The organism is Thalassovita autumnalis (genome assembly GCF_001458255.1).
GTDB lineage: Bacteria > Pseudomonadota > Alphaproteobacteria > Rhodobacterales > Rhodobacteraceae > Thalassobius > Thalassobius autumnalis.
In genome coordinates, this window is sequence record NZ_CYSB01000047.1 from 74654 (window position 1) to 91678 (window position 17025).

Here is a 17025-nt window from a genome sequence, read left to right on the forward strand (position 1 = left end):
GATGAATTGGGGTTATGGGTTGGGGTCAAAAGGCGGCTGGGATCAGGGGGCAAAGCCCAAGGCACGGGGCAGCAACAGCGCCGCGTCCTCCCAAAAGGCAAAGATGAAGAGGATGGCGACCTCGGCGATCAGGAACGGTGCCAGTTTGACGGAAATCCGCTCCAGCTTTTCCCCGGTCACCGAGGACAGCACAAACAGGCAGGCCCCGACCGGCGGCGTCATCAATGAGATGTTGAGCGCCAGCACAAAAATGATGCCCGCGTGGATCGGGTTCAGGCCGATCTGTTCAGTCAGGGGCACCAGAACAGGGCCAAGGATGATCAGGATCGCGGTGATATCCATCACCATGCCAATGACCAGCAGCACACAGATGATGATGGCGGTGATGGCATAGGGATTGTCCGACAGGCCTAGCACCGTGCCGGCAATCGCCTGCGGGATCCGCTCAAAGCTCATCCACCAGCCAAGAATGCCCGCAAAGGCGATGATGACAAAGATCACACCTGTGATCCGCGCCGTGCGCACCAGCATCCCGTAAAGATCCGCCACATTCAGCGTGCGATAGACAAAGAAGCCGATGAACAGCGCATAGGCGACGGCGATGCTTGCGGCCTCGGTCGGGGTGACCACACCACCCAGAATGCCGCCAAGGATGATAACCGGCATCAGCAATGCGGTGATCGAGGACACAAAGGTCTGTCCCACCTCTTTCAATGAGGCGCCGCGCGCCGCTTTGGGCAGGTTTTCCCGTTTGCCGCCAATCACGATGACCATCATGCAGACCGCACAGATCACCAGACCGGGCAGCAATCCGGCAGCAAACAGCCCGCCAATCGACACCCCCATGAGCGAACCATAGACCACCATCAGGCCCGAGGGCGGAATGGTCGGCCCAATGATCGAACCGGCGGCGGTGACCGCACAGGCGTAATCGCGTTTGTAGCCTTCCTTCACCATCGCCGGCACCAGCGTGCGGCCAAAGGCGGCGGCATCTGCGGTGGCTGATCCGGTTAACCCCGCAAAGAAGACCGAGGCCAGCATATTGGTATGGGCCAGCCCGCCGCGGAACCGTCCCACCAGCACCTGCGCCAGTTTCACCAGCCGGTCGGTGATGCCGATGCCGTTCATGATTTCCCCTGCAAGGATGAAAAACGGCATCGCCAGGAAGGGGAAGATGTTCAGCGCATTGAAAATCTTCGACGGTGCAATCGCCAGAAAGTTGCTGCCCCCCATCGAGATCAGGCCGGACACACCCGCCATGCCAATGGCAAATCCGATGGGCATCCCGACCACGATCAGGATGACAAAAATCGCCGCGACAATCATACGTCTGTTCCCAGTTCTTGCGTGTGGCTTTCCAGATGGCGGCCTTGGTCACGTAGCATCACCAGAAGGATCTGCACCGAACACAGCAGCGCGGCGGCGGGGATGGCGGCATAGAAAGGCTTCAGCGTTGCGCCCAGGATCATCGCCTGCCGTTTGGCGCCGCTTTCGGCAAAGCTGAGGCCGAACCAGAAGACATAGAGAAACAGCGCCAGCGCCATGAGATCCATGACGATCAGCAACAGTTGGCGACCACGCGGCGGTAGGGCCAAAAGCACGGCGCTGAGGCCGATATGCTCCCGCCGCGCGATCGCCGCTGCAACAGCCAGAAGTGCGGCCCAGATCATCAGATAACGGGCTAGAACCTCGGGCCAGGGCAGTTGCCAATGGAAGTAATAGCGGTCAATCACACCGATCCAGACATCCAGCACCAGCGCCGCGATCAGCAGGGCCAGCACCGCCTCGGTCACGCGGTTGATGCCGGCGCTTAGGCGGCCTGCGGTTTCTGATAGCATGATGTCTCCCCCCCATCCTGCGAGTTCTGTAATTCAGCTACATGATTTGCGGCGATACGGGGATTCGTCAATCGAAATTTGTGACTAAGTTACATATCAGCGGGTAAATATGGGGAAATTCGTTGCATTTTCTTGGTCAGAATGTATCTGAATTACATAACTGCCGTAGCCGGAGCCCCCTTGTGACTGACCCAAATACCGCCATTGCCCCGTTGGATCTGATTTCCCGTCTGGATCAGATGCAGGGTAAATTTGCCTCACGGGAACAGAAGGTTGCGGATTTCGTCAGCGCCCATCTGGAAGAAATTTCCGGCATGACCATCGCGCAACTGGCCCGCGCCTGTGAGGTTTCGACCCCCACTGTGGTGCGGTTCTGCCGGACCCTGGGCTGCGACGGTTTCCGTGATTTCAAAATACGGCTGGCGCAAAATCTGGCGGTGTCGCTGCAATATCTCGCGCCAGAACCGGGGCAGGCCCCCGAAACTGACGGCGCGGTGGATCAGATCCTCGGCGCGCTTTACGCCACGCTGAACGTGATGCGCGGGCAGCTGAACGGCCAGCAGATCGATGCCGCGATTGCCGCGCTTTCGGGCGCCGGGCAGATTGTGGTGGCGGGGCTTGGCGGCGGCTCCACCATGGTGGCGCAGGAAGCGGCGAACCGGTTTTTCCGGCTGGGCCTGCCCTCGGTCGCGGTGTCAGACAGTTACCTTTTGCAAATGCGCGCCGCGACGCTGGGCAAGGGTGACGTTCTATTGCTGATCTCCGCCTCAGGTGCAGCGAATGAGCTGACCAGCGCGGCCGAGATTGCCGGCGGTTACGGGGCCACCGTGCTGGCCATAACCCGCCCCAAGTCCCCCCTGTCAGACCGTGCCAGCATCGCCATCGAGGCTGAGCTGCCCGAAGACCCCGACATCCACAAACCCACTGCATCACGTTATGCCCATCTGGTTTTGGTGGACGCCATTGCGATGGGGTTGGCACAGGCGCGGGCGGAGACGACCAATGAAAACCTGCGTCGCATCCGGGCCTCCCTGACCGCCTATCATGGTCGCACCGGCCCGCAGCCCCTAGGCGACTGAGCGGGCGCCGCCAAGAAAAAAGGGCCCCGGAAAACCGGGACCCAGGGGCGCTAACCTGAAATTCGGGGATCTGAATTTCCGGGGGGGAGAGGCAGCGCGACAGTCAGGAGGAGTGAGCAGCGGGCGTTACTTGCGCAGGGAGATTTCGACCCGGCGGTTTTGCTGACGGCCTGCGGTGCTGGCCGGTTTGGGCGTCTCAGCGCTGGCCTGCAGCGACAAGGCGTTGCCGCCCGCCATTGCGGAACCGGTCAGGGCAGAGGTGGCCATCAGGGTGGCGGTCATCAGGGCGATCAGACGGGTCATTATACTCTCCTAAAGCAGCGTTGGTGTGGGGCGCTTCATTGCGCGATCTGTCCGTAAGTCGGCTGAGCGGCGCGGAGGGTTCAAAGTTTTTTCAACTTTTTTCCCGTCCCGGCTGAAGGCGCGGCGGGGGGGTGCATTTCAAATCGACCAATTCCGCCGCGTTTTCGGTTATTTTCGTAGCTTTCCGGCATTGTTTCTTTGCCAGATTCTGCGCTACATCTGTCCTCCGACGCGCGACCCCGTTTGGGGCGCAGCCACGCAGTCCAGAGGAAGATCAAGATGCCGCACTATCGTTCCAGGCGTTCCACCCATGGCCGCAACATGGCGGGGGCCCGTGGCCTCTGGCGTGCAACGGGCATGACGGATGAAGATTTTGGCAAGCCGATTATTGCGGTGGTGAACTCCTTCACCCAGTTTGTGCCCGGTCACGTGCACCTGAAGGATCTGGGCCAGATGGTGGCGCGCGAGATTGAAAAAGCCGGTGGCGTCGCAAAAGAATTCAACACCATCGCCGTGGATGACGGTATCGCGATGGGCCATGACGGGATGCTCTATTCGCTGCCCTCACGTGAAGTGATCGCGGATTCCGTGGAATATATGGTCAACGCTCACTGTGCGGACGCCATGGTCTGTATCTCCAACTGTGACAAGATCACCCCCGGCATGATGATGGCCGCCATGCGCCTGAACATTCCGGTGATCTTTGTCTCCGGTGGTCCGATGGAGGCCGGCAAGGTCACCATCGATGATCTGGAACATGCGGTGGATCTGGTTGACGCCATGGTTGCGGCGGCCGATGACAAATACACCGACGAACAGGTGCAGCACATCGAAGAAAACGCCTGCCCCACCTGTGGCAGCTGCTCGGGCATGTTCACCGCCAACTCGATGAACTGTCTGGCCGAAGCGCTGGGTCTGGCGCTGCCGGGCAACGGCTCAACCCTGGCAACCCATGCGGACCGGAAAAACCTGTTCCTTGAGGCGGGTCGCAAGATCGTTGAGATCACCAAAGCCCATTATGAGCGTGAAGAGCCCGGCCACCTGCCGCGCGAAATCGCCACCTTTGAGGCCTTTGAAAACGCCATGGCGCTGGACATTGCCATGGGCGGCTCGACCAACACGGTTCTGCACCTTCTGGCGATTGCCCATGAAGGTAAGGTGGATTTCACCATGGCCGATATGGACCGGCTCAGCCGCAAGGTGCCTTGCCTCTGTAAAGTTGCACCGAACATCGCCAACGTCCACATGGAAGACGTGCACCGCGCCGGTGGCATCTTCTCGATCCTGGGCGAACTGTCGCGCGGCGGGCTGTTGCACAATGATGTCAGCACCGTCCACAGCGCCACCATGGGCGAAGCGATTGCCAAATGGGACATCAAGGTCGCCAACAACCCCGAGGCCGAGCAGCTGTTCAAAGCGGCCCCCGGCGGTGTGCGCACCACACAGGCGTTTTCGACCCAGAACCGCTACAAGGAACTGGACACCGACCGCCAGAACGGCGTGATCCGCACCGTGGAAAACGCGTTTTCCAAAGAGGGTGGTCTGGCCGTGCTTTACGGCAATATCGCGCTGGACGGCTGTATCGTGAAAACCGCCGGTGTGGATGAAAACATCCTGAAATTCTCGGGCCCCGCCAAAGTGTTCGAAAGCCAGGACGACGCGGTAAGCGGCATCCTGACCGGCAAAGTCGCTGAGGGCGAAGTGGTCATCATCCGCTATGAGGGTCCGCAGGGCGGTCCGGGCATGCAGGAAATGCTCTACCCGACCAGCTACCTGAAATCCAAAGGTCTGGGCAAGAAATGCGCGCTGCTGACCGATGGGCGTTTCTCCGGCGGTACCTCCGGCCTGTCGATCGGCCACGCCTCACCCGAGGCGGCAGAAGGTGGCACCATTGGTCTGGTGGAAACCGGCGATCTGATCGAAATCGACATCCCCAACCGCACCATCAATCTGGCCGTGGCCGAGGACGTGCTGGAAGCCCGCCGCGCCGCCAAAGGCCCGCTGCCCTGGGGCCCCGCCGAGGACCGCCCCCGCGCCGTGTCCAAAGCATTGAAAGCCTACGCAGCCTTCGCGTCCTCCGCCGCCAAAGGCGCCGTACGGATCCTGCCCGGCGAAGAGTGATCCCGCCCTTCCGGGACCAGTACAGACATCAGAAAAGCCCCGCCTCCGGCGGGGTTTTTCATGGGCTGTCGTTGCAAGATGCTGTTTGCTGCGAGTGTGTTAACGTCCGCTCACTCGTCTCGTTGCAAGCATGAGGCCAAATCGGTGTTTTCTGATATTGCTCTGACCAGACAGTATTTGCCCAAACCTCTGGCCAAGAGAGCACCCCAATACCTGTCCCGTTCCTTCAGTGCTTCCTTACAGTCAAATTGCGTTCGCACTGAGCTGTGAATGAACTCAAATAAGAAATCGTCGCCGGCAAAGCGCTTGGAGAACTGAAGTAAAGATGCCGAGTACTCTGTGAGAAAGACCATTTGTCCACGCGTAGGCGGGACGGGTCCTACGCACTCTCTTTGATAAGACAAGTCAAAACCTAATGCGCGGCCCAACAATGCCGGATCAATTTCTGCGCCAGCTCTCAAAACATTAGGGCAGAATACCACTACCCATAGGATGGAAAGACGAGCCAACCGCATCCTTTTGAACCACGTGTCACTTATTGCATTGTTGTACATCAATTCTCTTTGCGAGTTGCTACCATAGCAGACATTTGAGCAACGCGGAGCATTGGTCAAGAGAGCCCCAGCCCGCTTGTTGAAGCCCCTCCATTGGCTGGGTTTTTCATGGGCGACGTTCACCGATGGACCCTCAATGTCCGCAAATCACGAGTAAAGCGGTGAATCTATTCGTTTGAAGGCGAGCAAGACGTCGAAGCCTCCCAGCTGTTGCCCTTTCGTTTTTTTGTCTCTCTCCAAAGCACGGTCCCAGGCCGAAGCCCGTTGCGTGCACAAATTGCATCTGTTGCCAATACAGCTATCAGAAAATTAGCGTGCTCAGAGAGTGTCGGCGCGTCGATTGCAATGCTCAAGTCTCCCGTAATGTCAAACCCAACCACACTCCCGCCAAAGTCCTCACCAAGCAACTTTCCCGAAAAGTCAAAATCTTGCCCACCAGAGGAAAGAATGGGGAATACGATCTCGAAACCAGACATCACTTTTTTTACGTTTACACTTCCATCAGGCAACATTGGCACCCGAACCGTTTCTGCTTGTGCAGGTTGCGCCGAAACTAAGCAGGCGAAAAGAAGTGACTTGAGGCGCATATGGAGGAGCTCTGATTAACCACCGTAGGCGCGCATACTAGCTATTGCTTCGAGCAATGATCAACCCGATGGGATCAAACGGTCGTTCGCTTTGAAGACATTTGCGTTGGGTGTAGAATTTGTAGGTATGGAGCGGACTTGCGGTGACGCAGCAAGCCAGCCATGTGATCCGATCCTGCCCAGCGAAGAATAAATCCGGCCCCAACCCGGTTGGTGAAGCCCCGCCATTGGCGGGGCTTTTGCATTCTGCCGTTGGGCCTCGCGCAGGATATCCTGAGTAGGCGGACGCTGCAGTTTATTCGGCCAGATTGTTCACCGCATTGGTAACGCCGACAACCGAACCAATGAGGCCCAGCACCGTCCGGGCGGAGGTCACAACCGTTTCGGTCCCCAGGACGGTGTCCTTCGGGTTGATCTCAAACTTGCGGGCGGCAAACAGACCATCGGCCGAGGTCAGGTCAAAAGCAAAAACCACCTGTTCCTGCAACGGACCTTTGGCCGAATAGTCAGCCCCTTCGGGCGTTGGCACGGTGTCGTCCACCGGGTAGTCGCGCAACACCAGAACCGATTTCAAATCCGCACGGCTGTCTGACAGGCCACCGACGGTCGACAGGGCCTCCATCGCGGTCAGGCTTTCACGGGTGAAGGGCACAACCTCTTCACGGCCCGTGGCGCCAAGCGCGGTGAAGAAGCGATCATCTTCGGCAACCACAACCTTATCACCGCCCCGCAGGATGGTATTCAGGTTGGGATCCGCCATCAGCTGTTCGGCCCGGATTTCATAGACATGCCCGCCCCGCAGCAGGCGCACCAGCGGATTCTCAAGGCCGGGGCGGATGCCACCGCCGGCGGCAATCAGGCTGAGGATCGAATAGTTGCGGCTGGGCAGAGGATAGCTGCCCGGGGCAGAAACGCCACCCACCAGATCGGCGGCATTTCCGGCACCCTGCTGTACCGCCAACTGCACTTGCGCTTCGGGGGCCACTTCGGTCATGGCTTCCTGAATCTTGGCACGGGCGGCGGGCTGGGTCAGATTGCGGATTTCCACTTCACCCACATAGGGCATGAAAATCATCCCGGTGGCAGACACCACCATGGGGGGCAGAGAGGCCTGTTTTGACACACCGTTGGACAGCAGCGAGTTGTCCTGGTTGTCCCAGACCACGACGGAAACAACATCGCCGGTGCGGATCAACTGGCTTTGCGGGCCACGGGGGTTGGCCAGCCATTTGTATTCACCTTTCCAACCGGTCACCGGCCAGGCGGTCAATTCAGCCACGTTATCACGGGTGACAGAAACCACCTGATAGCTGGGCGCGTCGCTGTTTTGCTCACTCAGGATTTCACTGCTGAGGGCAGATCCACGCGGGACCGAACAAGCGGTCAGAGCCAGAACAGAAAGGCCAGCTGCTGCCCATGTCATCATCTTGCGCACGGTGATTCTTCCCCCGGGGTCTGTCGTTGCGACAAGTTCTAGCGCCTTGTCTGTCCTCTGCACAGCCTGCAGTCACCTAGGGTCACAATCGAACATTAAGCGTGGCCAGAACGCCACCCCTTCAAAGGGTGGGCTCAGGGCTATTTTTCGTAATGTGCGCTGGTGTTTTGATGCCAGCGCCAGGCGTCGCGGATCATATCAGCCAAGTTGGAGCGCTGCGGTTGCCAGCCCAGCTCTTCGATCGCGCGGCTGGAGCCGGAGACCAGCTTGGTGCAATCGCCGGCGCGGCGGTCGCCCTCAACATGAGGAACCTCTTTGTTGGTGACGGCTTTGGAATGCTCAATCACCTCACGCACGGAAAACCCGGATCCGGTGCCCAGGTTGAAGACCCGATTGCCCTTGCCGTCCTGCAGCCATTTCAGCCCCAGCACATGGGCCTCGACCAGATCCATGACATGCACGTAGTCGCGGATGCAGGTGCCATCGGGGGTGTCATAATCGGTGCCAAAGACCGTCAGCGCGGCGCGTTTGCCTTCAATCGCGTCCAACATCAGCGGGATCAGATGGGTTTCTGGCTGGTGGAATTCGCCCACCTCAGCCTCTGGATCTGCACCGGCGACGTTGAAGTAGCGGAAGATCACATGGTTCAGACCGTCGCTGTCAGCAAAGTCGCGCAGCATTTCCTCAATCGCCAGTTTTGATCCGCCATAGGCGTTGATCGGCATCTGTGGCGTGTCTTCATTCAGCACCACATTGTCCTGATCGCCATAGGTGGCACAGGTTGAGGAGAAGACGAAGTTTTTGCAGTCCGCGGCCAGGGCGGCCTCAATCAGGTTCAGCGCGCCGTTGACGTTTTCACGCCAGTAGCGGCCCGGCTGCTGCATCGACTCCCCCACCTGGCTGAGCGCGGCGAAATGCATCACGGCCACCGGCTGATATTTGGCAAAGACCTCATCCAGTTTGCTGCGGTCCAGCAGGTCGCCCTGTTCCAACGGGCCGAATTTGACCGCCTCGGCCCAACCGGTCGAACAATTGTCAAAGGTCACCGGGGTGAAGCCATTGGCCTTCAGCACTTTGCACGCGTGCGAGCCGATGTAGCCTGCGCCACCGGTCACCAGAACATGGGTCATTTAACGGGCTCCGTCATTTTCGATATCAACGGTGAAAGCAAAGCTTTGGCTTTGACCGGCGGGCAGCAGCACCCCATGCGGGCGATCTGTCAGCTGCGGGCCGCTGGTGCTGGTGGCGGCGGTGCCGTGCCAGGGTTCCAGGCAGATGTAAGGCGCCCCCGGCTTCTGCCAGAGCGCCAGATTGGGAAGGCCATCCCAGGTGAAACGTAGCTTGGGGCCGCTACCTGATTGCAGCGTCAGCCCGGTGCCCGCCCCGGTGGGGAAGATCATGGCGTCGGCCTCAAACAGCCCGGCCACCAGCGTCAGTTCCCCGGCCACAAACGGGGAGGGCAGGGGGGTATCCACCAGCAGGCCATCACTGTTCAGACGGTAGAGCGACGGTTCTGCGCCATTGTCCAAAACGACCTGATGCGCCCCGCTGCTGCCGGGCAGCGGCCAGCGAAACGCCGGATGGAAGCCAAAGCCAAAAGGCATGTCACTGTCGCTGCGGTTTTCGACCTCAGCCGTCACGGTCAGGGCGTGACCGGCCAGTTGATGCGTCAGGCGCAGCGCAAAGGCAAAGGGGTAGATGGCGCGAGTTTCATCACTGTCGGTCAGCTGATGTGTGCAAGCCGTGTCACTTGCCTCAACCAAGGTGAACTGCGATTTGCGGGCAAAGCCATGTTTGGCCATGGTCGCGGTGAAATCCCCCACCGCAATCTGATCCTGCGGTGCCGCACCAACGATGGGAAACAGCAGCGGTGAACGCCCAGTCCACCAATCTGCATCGCCATTCCACAGCCAATCCCGGCCATTACTGTCGCGCAGATATTGGGTTTCCGCACCAAGGGGGCTGACCCCGACGGACAGGTGTTCATTGCCAATCCGGGTCAGCGCCGCCATCGATTAGATCCCTTTTGCCAGGGCGTCGAAATCGCGCAGGCGTTTGATCAGGTCACCCATCTGATCCACCGGGATCATGTTCGGCCCGTCGCTGGGCGCGGTGTCGGGATCCTGATGGGTTTCAATGAACAGGGCCGAGACACCAACCGCACAGGCGGCCGTAGCCAGAACCGGTGCAAATTCACGCTGCCCGCCTGAGGTGGTGCCTTGACCACCCGGCTGCTGCACCGAATGGGTGGCGTCAAACACGGTGGGATAGCCGGTGGCCGCCATGGTCGGCAGGCCGCGGAAATCGCTGACCAGCGTGTTGTAGCCAAAGGAGGTGCCACGGTCACACAGCATGATCCGTTCATTCCCGGTCGAGGCGATCTTCTCCGCTACATTGCCCATGTCCCAAGGCGCCAGGAACTGGCCCTTTTTCACATTGATCGCCGCACCGGTTTTACCCGCCGCCAACAACAGATCGGTCTGACGACACAGGAAGGCGGGGATTTGCAGGATGTCACAGACCTCTGCCGCAGGGGCACAATGGGCCGCCTCATGTACATCGGTCAGCACGGGAACGCCAAATTCCTCTTTGATCTGGCCGAGGATTTTCAAACCCTCTTCCATACCCAGACCCCGCTGTGTCGAAATCGACGAACGGTTGGCCTTGTCATAGCTGGCCTTGAAGATGAACTGAGTGCCGGTCGGCGCGCAGGCCTCGGCGATTTTTTCCGCCATCATGCGGGCGTGATCCAGGCTTTCCAGTTGGCAGGGGCCAGTGATGAAAGCGATCGGGTTGGCCCCACCGATCGCAATATCGCCAACGGTCACGGTTTTGGTTTTGGTCACATCCATGGCTTACAGATCCTTCAGCACAGAATTGATACGGTCCACGTCTTCGGGGTTGTTCAACTCCCAGAACACCCGGCCTTTGCCTTCCACTTCGACACAGCGCACCTTGGTGTCATTCACCAGGAAACGCAGCTGTTCAAGGCCTTCCAGCACCTCCAGCTGGCTCACCCCCCAGGAGGTATAGGCGGCCAGCGCATCGGGCCGGTAGGCATAGCAGCCGACGTGGTGATAAACGGGAATGTCGCTCTCGGGCACTTTTTCGGGGTCGATATAGGGCAGCACTTCCTTAGAGAAGTAGAGCGCATGGCCCTTGGCGTTGAATACCGCCGTGGTGCCGCCCACACGACCGGCTTTGCGGTCCTCAACAAAATGGCCGTAGGTCAGTGGATCGCACTGCAGCACCGGGGTGGCCACCTGCGCCTCGGCATCGTCCTTCATCGCGGCGATCAGGTCTTCGACAAACCATTCCGGCGTCAAAGGCGCATCGCCTTGCAGGTTCACGATCAGATCGGCCTCAACCTGACCATTGCGCAGCGCCTCGGCACAGCGCGCGGTGCCATTTTCGGCCTCGGGGCTGGTCATGATGACAGAGGCGCCAAAATCCTTTGCGTGATCGGCAATGCGGTCATCATCGGTGACCACATGTACTTCGGCCACGCCGTTCACACGCTGCGCCGCCTCCCAGCTGAGGCGGATCAGCGATTTCTTTTCGCCTGAGGGCAGGGTCAGCTCGGCCAGCGGTTTGCCCGGATAGCGGGTTGAGGCATAGCGCGCCGGGATCAGAATAACGGTCTTCATCTCAGATACTCCTTCCGCCCTTCGGGTCAGGCCACACCGGCCCGCAGCAGGTCATGCAAATGCAGAATGCCCACCGGGCGGTTGTCACCATCCACCGCAAACAGCGTGGTGATCTTACGTTCATTCATCAGCGCCAAAGCCTGTGCCGCCAGCAGATCGGGGGCCACGGTGATCGGTGACAGGGTCGCGACCTCACCCGCCTTGGCGGCCATCAGGTTTGACATGTTGCGGCGCAGGTCCCCGTCTGAGACCACACCGATCAGCGCCTCACCCTCAGTCACACCGGTGGTGCCAAACCCTTTGGAGGTCATCTCGATCAGCACATCTTCCATCGGGGTGTCTTTGCTGACCAGCGGCAGCTCCTCAACCCCGTGCATCAGCTGCGCCACGGTCGACAGTTGCGCGCCCAGCTTGCCGCCGGGGTGGAAGGTGGCAAAGTTTTCCGCCTTGAAATCCCGCTCTTCCATCAGCGCCACGGCCAGCGCATCCCCAAGCGCCAAAGTCAGCGTGGTGGAGGTGGTGGGCGCCATGCCCATCGGGCAGGCCTCAGGCGCAGGTGGTAGCAGTAGTTGATAATCCGCGGCCCCCATCAGCGTTGAACCGCCGCGTGAGGAAATCCCGATCAGAGGGATCGAAAAGCGGCGGGTATGGGCCAGCACATCCGACAACTCACGTGTTTCGCCTGAGTTGGAGATCAGAATCACGATGTCATCCTGGGTGATCATGCCCAGATCGCCGTGGCTCGCCTCAGAGGCATGTACGAAATAGCTGGGCGTCCCGGTCGAGGCCAGGGTGGCCGCGATCTTGTTGCCGATATGGCCCGATTTGCCGATGCCCGAGATGATCACCCGACCTTTGCTTTCAAGGCCAAGGATCAGCTGCACCACGGGTTCAAAATCAGCCGGCAGATGCTCAGACAACAGACGCAGCGCGTCGGCTTCGATGTCCAGCACGCGACGCGCGGCGCTGACCACTTGAGACGGGGAAGAAGCTTGGTTTTCCATGTGCTTTCCAATGTCACAAGCCTAAGGGCCGATCAATGGCTAATGGCCAATCAGGGCGCTGTCGGCGGTGTGGTACCGACGGGACCACGCCCCAGTGGTCTGAAACACAAACGAAAAACCCCGCGCCTGGGGAGGGCGCGGGGCAGGGCGGGGGATGTGGCTATTGAAATCTTAGCCACGGCCACCAGTGGGGTCACGGGTTTCGGGGCCAACGCTGCGGCCAGCTTCGCGGCCCTGATCGCGGGTCGGCTCACGCTCGGCACGGTCGTCGTCATCATTGCCCTGCGGACGCGGGGTCTGCTGCGGGATCAGGCGGGCTTTGAACTTGCCGTTGCCACGATCAAAGATCTTGATCTGAGTGCCGGGCATCGGCACGGCGGTGGCGTGCAGTTCATCACAGGCGTCCATACCTGCTTCCGAGCAGCTTTCGGGGTGGTTGGTCTGGTTACAGGCCGAAATCACGTGGTTGTAGCATTCGCCCAGCGAGGCACCGGCGTTGCCAGCATGAACAGCAGGAGCGGCCGAAAGGGTCAGAACGGTGGCGAAAGCGGTGAAAGCAAAAGTACGGGTCATTTTGAAGTTCCTTTGGTTGGGTTAATGTCGTGACGCTCATTTGCGCCTTACATTCGTGGGTCGTGTGGCCCGGCCAAAAGGTTCAAAAGATTTCAAAGTTTTTTGCGATTTTCGTGTAAGTCGATGTTTTGTCAGCATTTTTATTTGCTCTTATTTTTGAACGGCACGCCAATGCCAGCAGATCAGCAGCCCGGCGCCTGCACCAAACCCCAGCCAAACTGCACGTCACGGCCCGGATCGCCCAGATCGCGCAGATCCCGGCGCAAGGCCCGGCGCAGCCCGTTGGCCCCTGAGGTGCCGCGCGCCATCGCCTGCGCCGCCAGTGCCGTCACGATCGGCGCCGCATAGGAGGTGCCAGAGGCATAGCTGCCCCGATTGCCCTTGGCGATGTAAAGGTCCACGCCAGGGGCGGCGAATTCGATATGCCCGCCCCGGCTGGCCTTGCGATAGCGCCGCCCTGCAGCATCCACGGCGGTCACCGCGATCACCTCGGGCGCTGCTGCAGGATAAAGCGCCACGTTATCGCCCCTGTTGCCAGCCGCCGCCACCATCACCGTGCCACGCGCCGCCGCCGCCTGCAGTACGTCAGCAAAGGCCTCATTGGGCGGACCGGCAAAACTCATGTTCACCAGCCGAACACGTTGCCCGATCAGCCAATCCAAAGCGGCGGCCAGCCGTTCAACATCCGCCGCCGCGCCGCGTTTTTCCTTGGCAAAGGCGTTTACCGTATAAAGCCGCGCCCCCGGGCTGAAACCGGCCAGCGCGCCGCTGGCATCCTCACCGGCGATCAGGGCCGCAACACCGGTGCCATGGGTCGGCCGATCTGCCCGTTCCCCCTGAAACAGCACCGAATGCCGGGTCAGCTGCGCCGGGGCCAGTGCGGGGTGGCTGGCGTCCACCGGCCCGTCGATCACGCCCACCCGCGTGCCGTTTAACCGGCAGCGCGATGGTTCGGAAACCCCCAACATTTGCGGCGCGTAAAGGCGCGGCTTGCCTTGGGCGTAGCGATAAAAGTGATGCAAGTCCAACCGCGTTTGCGGCGCGGCATTGGCCAGCAGCTCCTGCGCGTCATCGGGGCTCAACCGTTGCAGATCCAACACCAGAACGTGGCGGCGCAGATTTTCAAACCGGCGGGACCGGATCACCACCGCGCCCGCCTGCGTCAGGGCCGCCTGCGCCGCCCCCGCCTGGTTGAGCGGCCCTGAGGTGACAAATTCGAACCGGTTGCCCCGCGCCTGTGCCGCATCTGCATTGCGCGACGGCCGCCGTTCAACCGCCGCCCCACCATCATCGCGGGAACTGCCCCGATCAGCCGGGCTGCCCGTCGGTGCCCCGGTGGGATCACGCGTTTGCGCCACGGCAAAAGGGGCCGTGGCGATCATCGCGCAAGCGATCACTGAACAGATCAGCGCAGTCAGTTTGGGCCGCATCGGATCACTCCTCAGGTAGGCTCAGGCTGTCCACCAGATCAGAGGCGCTCAGCACCGAACGGGCTTCGTCCAACGTTACCCCGTCCAATAGACGCAGTTCATAAAGACCCAGTGCCGAGGGACCCGCCATAATCTCAACCCCGGCCGCCAGCAGCAGCCCGCGGATCTCCACCTCAGGCGCTTCGGGTGCAAATGCGATTTGCAATGCGGCATCCCCAGCCAGCTGATAGCCTGCGGGGCTGTCGGGGCTTCCGCTCTGGCCGTAATATATCGCCTGACCCAGGCTCCAGGCCAGCAGCAGCGCCGCCGCCACCTGCCAGAACACAGGCCTGATGATTCCGTCAGGCTGATCCGGTGCCTTCTCTGGTAGATCCGCGGGCGCAGCCTCCGCTTCAACCGAGCGCATTAAGCGGGCCAGCCCCACTTCGCCGGGGCTATAGGCGGCCTGCTGTTCGGCCTGCATCTGCTGGCGGATGGCCTGCAAGGCGGTCAGCTCAGCCTGCAAGGCAGTGTCTGCGGCAACCGCCGCTTCCACCTCAGCGCGTTCGGCGCCCTCCAGCGTGTCATTGGCCAGAAACGGTAGCAGGGCGGAAATCTCATCACGTGTCATGGCTCACCCCTCCGTCCGGCTGGCGCCTGTCAGCCGCATCCGCCCCTGAAGGCAGTTCAGCAGCAGCTTTTTGGCATGGTGAATGCGGGTTTTGATGGTCCCTTCCGGGGCCGAGACGACCTCGGAAATCTCGCCGTAGGTCATGTCCTTGTAGAAGGCCAAAGTGATCGCATCACGGTGATCCGGCTTCAGCTCCTCCAGGCAATGGCTGAGATGCGCCGCCTCTTCGGTTGCCGCAACACAGAGCTCGGTGTCGACATCCTCATCCACGGTTTCAGCGATTTCATCGGTCAGATCCTGCCGCCCGCGCTTGCGGTGCAGATCGATGACCTTGCGATAGGCGATGCCAAATATCCAGGTTTGCACTTTCGACCTCCCTTCAAACCGGTCGGCAGAACGCCAGACCTCCAGAAACACGTCATGAAGTAAGTCGGCTGACTCGAAGGGATCGTTCAATCTGGACTGAATAAATCTGAACACCGGCCTCTCCAGCGCCTGATACAGCGCCGCCAAAGCCGTCTTGTCGCCCTCAGAAATACGGGCCAACAGGGGTCGATGCGGGTCCATTGCCTCACCGCTGCAATTTCTCAATGGGATGAGCTTAGGGCAGGAGGATGAAAACTCAAACTGTGGATTGGAGCCTGAGGCAAATTGTAAATATTTCGTGTAATATATATTATGATAAATTGAAAAGTCAAAGTTTCTGACAAGTCAACTTCTTAACCTAAATCGACTTTTTCGGGGCCAGCGGAAAAATTTGACCCATAAACTTGTTTGGCTCGACGTAGCAAGTTCCCCACAGTAAGAAGAAGGAGCAGATTGGGAAGGACTACATAGTTGCGCTTACTACTATCAAAAGGAATTGCAGCAATTTCCAAGCCCCGATGCGGTTCCACCAGCATTAGAAGGATGATAGATCCATTTCTTGAGCCTGATCGCGGAGATATTTCAGTCAACGTTGCCAACGAACGGCCTCCGTTTCATCCGCATATGAGCGCGCCGTATCTGCGTGAAATCGTTCAAAAAATATCCCCTGACGCTAGCTTGGAATACTTCATAACTATCCGTCATCCTGTTGCGCTACTTGCATCGTACTACAAATTTTTCCAACCCGACGAACACTCAAGGTATAATTTTGATAGCCGGTGGGCAGGGCAGATCGGAATGAGCTTTGAACACTGGGTACTAAATGGTAGGCTTGGCCTAAACCCAAACTGGAAGCGCCTTGGTCCTGATAGTATTCTTGAAACCAACCTTTCCCCGCTGAGCCTTGAAGCCATGGCGATGAACAAGGATGAAAGCTGGGCTGTAGACCACATCTTCAGAATTGAAGAAATAGATAAAGCAAGCAAGTGGCTTAGCGAAAAACTTGGTAGCGACGTACAACCCCAGCATGTTAACCAGTCTGATGACCTTTGCCTCCCACCTCTGGGATCTGAGGCTATGAGTAAGGTTCGTCTCATGATGCCTTTTGAAAGCGAACTATACGGCATTTGAGTAAGGCTCAACATGAACCCATAAAAGGATGTTTGGTCACGGGCTCGAAGTACATGGAAAGTGAGGGACATCCGCAAAACGCCGAATCAGTTCATATTCTCTATGAGTCCTACAATTTTTGAGGCTTCGATTTACCCAAGTTTTGCGTGCAAATCGAACCACCCTACGCTGTCTGCCCATAAGTTATTCGGCGCTTTTTTACGTGCATAGCTCAAGCCCTCATTTACAGCGATAGCTTCATCAAATGTTAGCCAACGGCCCACCAGATCTTCGCCGAAAACGCCTGATGAGCTGAAGTGGTCCCACCTTTTCGGACAGTTTTGCAGCTTTGCTAAGGTGTATCGGGT

The 17025-nt window shown here is 59.3% G+C and carries 17 protein-coding genes; 3 read left to right on the forward strand and 14 right to left on the reverse strand.

Features of this window, described 5'->3' with window-relative positions; translation table 11 throughout:
• Positions 1–42: 42 nt before the first annotated feature.
• Both TL5118_RS20440 and TL5118_RS20445 read right to left on the reverse strand, forming a co-directional pair.
• The gene (locus tag TL5118_RS20440) at positions 43–1326 is read right to left on the reverse strand and encodes a TRAP transporter large permease (protein ID WP_058244365.1); all 1284 of its coding nucleotides are present in this window, start codon (positions 1324–1326) and stop codon (positions 43–45) included.
• Complete coding sequence (locus tag TL5118_RS20445; RefSeq protein WP_058244364.1) at positions 1323–1838, reverse strand: TRAP transporter small permease; 516 nt, start codon at positions 1836–1838, stop codon at positions 1323–1325. Before TL5118_RS20445 ends, TL5118_RS20440 begins: the two co-directional genes overlap by 4 nt.
• A 182-nt stretch (positions 1839–2020) precedes the next feature.
• Here TL5118_RS20445 and TL5118_RS20450 point away from each other — a divergent pair, with 182 nt between their 5' ends.
• A complete protein-coding gene (locus TL5118_RS20450; RefSeq protein ID WP_242601833.1) occupies positions 2021–2917 on the forward strand; it encodes a MurR/RpiR family transcriptional regulator in 897 nt (298 codons plus the stop codon).
• Positions 2918–3043: 126 nt separating this feature from the next.
• Here TL5118_RS20450 and TL5118_RS21465 read toward each other — a convergent pair whose 3' ends face one another.
• Positions 3044–3220 carry a hypothetical protein gene (locus TL5118_RS21465; protein WP_165590074.1) on the reverse strand — a complete coding sequence of 59 codons (177 nt, stop codon included), beginning with the start codon at positions 3218–3220 and terminating at the stop codon, positions 3044–3046.
• 279 nt (positions 3221–3499) lie between these two features.
• Between TL5118_RS21465 and ilvD the strand changes: the two genes are divergently transcribed.
• Positions 3500–5341, forward strand: a complete 1842-nt coding sequence (ilvD, locus tag TL5118_RS20455) for a dihydroxy-acid dehydratase (RefSeq protein ID WP_058244363.1) — start codon at positions 3500–3502, stop codon at positions 5339–5341.
• Positions 5342–6777: 1436 nt separating this feature from the next.
• Here the strand turns inward: ilvD and TL5118_RS20465 are convergent.
• The 10 genes from TL5118_RS20465 to TL5118_RS20510 form a co-directional block, all read right to left on the reverse strand.
• Complete coding sequence (locus TL5118_RS20465; RefSeq protein ID WP_242601834.1) at positions 6778–7908, reverse strand: polysaccharide biosynthesis/export family protein; 1131 nt, start codon at positions 7906–7908, stop codon at positions 6778–6780.
• A 149-nt stretch (positions 7909–8057) separates the two neighbouring features.
• The gene (galE, locus tag TL5118_RS20470; RefSeq protein ID WP_058244361.1) at positions 8058–9047 is read right to left on the reverse strand and encodes a UDP-glucose 4-epimerase GalE; all 990 of its coding nucleotides are present in this window, start codon (positions 9045–9047) and stop codon (positions 8058–8060) included.
• Positions 9048–9929, reverse strand: a complete 882-nt coding sequence (locus TL5118_RS20475) for an aldose 1-epimerase family protein (RefSeq protein ID WP_058244360.1) — start codon at positions 9927–9929, stop codon at positions 9048–9050.
• A gap of 3 nt (positions 9930–9932) precedes the next feature.
• Positions 9933–10763: a 3-deoxy-8-phosphooctulonate synthase gene (kdsA, locus tag TL5118_RS20480; RefSeq protein WP_058244425.1), complete on the reverse strand. Its 831-nt coding sequence runs from the start codon at positions 10761–10763 to the stop codon at positions 9933–9935.
• Between the two features lie 9 nt (positions 10764–10772).
• On the reverse strand, positions 10773–11564 hold the full coding sequence (locus tag TL5118_RS20485) for a 3-deoxy-manno-octulosonate cytidylyltransferase (protein ID WP_058244359.1): 792 nt from the start codon (positions 11562–11564) through the stop codon (positions 10773–10775).
• 26 nt (positions 11565–11590) lie between these two features.
• Positions 11591–12568 carry a KpsF/GutQ family sugar-phosphate isomerase gene (locus TL5118_RS20490; protein WP_058244358.1) on the reverse strand — a complete coding sequence of 326 codons (978 nt, stop codon included), beginning with the start codon at positions 12566–12568 and terminating at the stop codon, positions 11591–11593.
• A 171-nt stretch (positions 12569–12739) separates the two neighbouring features.
• Positions 12740–13141, reverse strand: coding sequence for a hypothetical protein (locus TL5118_RS20495; RefSeq protein WP_058244357.1), 402 nt, complete (start codon positions 13139–13141; stop codon positions 12740–12742).
• A gap of 182 nt (positions 13142–13323) precedes the next feature.
• A complete protein-coding gene (locus tag TL5118_RS20500) occupies positions 13324–14571 on the reverse strand; it encodes a S8 family serine peptidase (RefSeq protein ID WP_058244356.1) in 1248 nt (415 codons plus the stop codon).
• A gap of 4 nt (positions 14572–14575) precedes the next feature.
• Positions 14576–15181, reverse strand: a complete 606-nt coding sequence (locus TL5118_RS20505; RefSeq protein WP_058244355.1) for a hypothetical protein — start codon at positions 15179–15181, stop codon at positions 14576–14578.
• 3 nt (positions 15182–15184) lie between these two features.
• Positions 15185–15748: an RNA polymerase sigma factor gene (locus tag TL5118_RS20510; RefSeq protein ID WP_058244354.1), complete on the reverse strand. Its 564-nt coding sequence runs from the start codon at positions 15746–15748 to the stop codon at positions 15185–15187.
• A gap of 342 nt (positions 15749–16090) precedes the next feature.
• On the opposite strand from TL5118_RS20510, the gene TL5118_RS21245 reads away from it, so the two are divergent.
• The gene (locus TL5118_RS21245) at positions 16091–16678 is read left to right on the forward strand and encodes a hypothetical protein (RefSeq protein WP_131727477.1); all 588 of its coding nucleotides are present in this window, start codon (positions 16091–16093) and stop codon (positions 16676–16678) included.
• A 131-nt stretch (positions 16679–16809) separates the two neighbouring features.
• Here TL5118_RS21245 and TL5118_RS21550 read toward each other — a convergent pair.
• On the reverse strand, positions 16810–17025 hold a 216-nt coding region (locus TL5118_RS21550; RefSeq protein ID WP_207383462.1), incomplete at its 5' end, for a hypothetical protein.

Coding starts and splice junctions, on each gene's coding strand:
- TL5118_RS20440 (WP_058244365.1), bottom strand. CDS start 1,326: ATGATTGTCGCGGCGATTTTTGTCATCCTGATCGTGGTCGGGATGCCC.
- TL5118_RS20445 (WP_058244364.1), bottom strand. CDS start 1,838: ATGCTATCAGAAACCGCAGGCCGCCTAAGCGCCGGCATCAACCGCGTG.
- TL5118_RS21465 (WP_165590074.1), bottom strand. CDS start 3,220: ATGACCCGTCTGATCGCCCTGATGACCGCCACCCTGATGGCCACCTCT.
- ilvD (WP_058244363.1), top strand. CDS start 3,500: ATGCCGCACTATCGTTCCAGGCGTTCCACCCATGGCCGCAACATGGCG.
- TL5118_RS20465 (WP_242601834.1), bottom strand. CDS start 7,908: ATGATGACATGGGCAGCAGCTGGCCTTTCTGTTCTGGCTCTGACCGCT.
- galE (WP_058244361.1), bottom strand. CDS start 9,047: ATGACCCATGTTCTGGTGACCGGTGGCGCAGGCTACATCGGCTCGCAC.
- TL5118_RS20475 (WP_058244360.1), bottom strand. CDS start 9,929: ATGGCGGCGCTGACCCGGATTGGCAATGAACACCTGTCCGTCGGGGTC.
- TL5118_RS20485 (WP_058244359.1), bottom strand. CDS start 11,564: ATGAAGACCGTTATTCTGATCCCGGCGCGCTATGCCTCAACCCGCTAT.
- TL5118_RS20490 (WP_058244358.1), bottom strand. CDS start 12,568: ATGGAAAACCAAGCTTCTTCCCCGTCTCAAGTGGTCAGCGCCGCGCGT.
- TL5118_RS20495 (WP_058244357.1), bottom strand. CDS start 13,141: ATGACCCGTACTTTTGCTTTCACCGCTTTCGCCACCGTTCTGACCCTT.
- TL5118_RS20500 (WP_058244356.1), bottom strand. CDS start 14,571: ATGCGGCCCAAACTGACTGCGCTGATCTGTTCAGTGATCGCTTGCGCG.
- TL5118_RS20505 (WP_058244355.1), bottom strand. CDS start 15,181: ATGACACGTGATGAGATTTCCGCCCTGCTACCGTTTCTGGCCAATGAC.
- TL5118_RS20510 (WP_058244354.1), bottom strand. CDS start 15,748: ATGGACCCGCATCGACCCCTGTTGGCCCGTATTTCTGAGGGCGACAAG.
- TL5118_RS21245 (WP_131727477.1), top strand. CDS start 16,091: ATGATAGATCCATTTCTTGAGCCTGATCGCGGAGATATTTCAGTCAAC.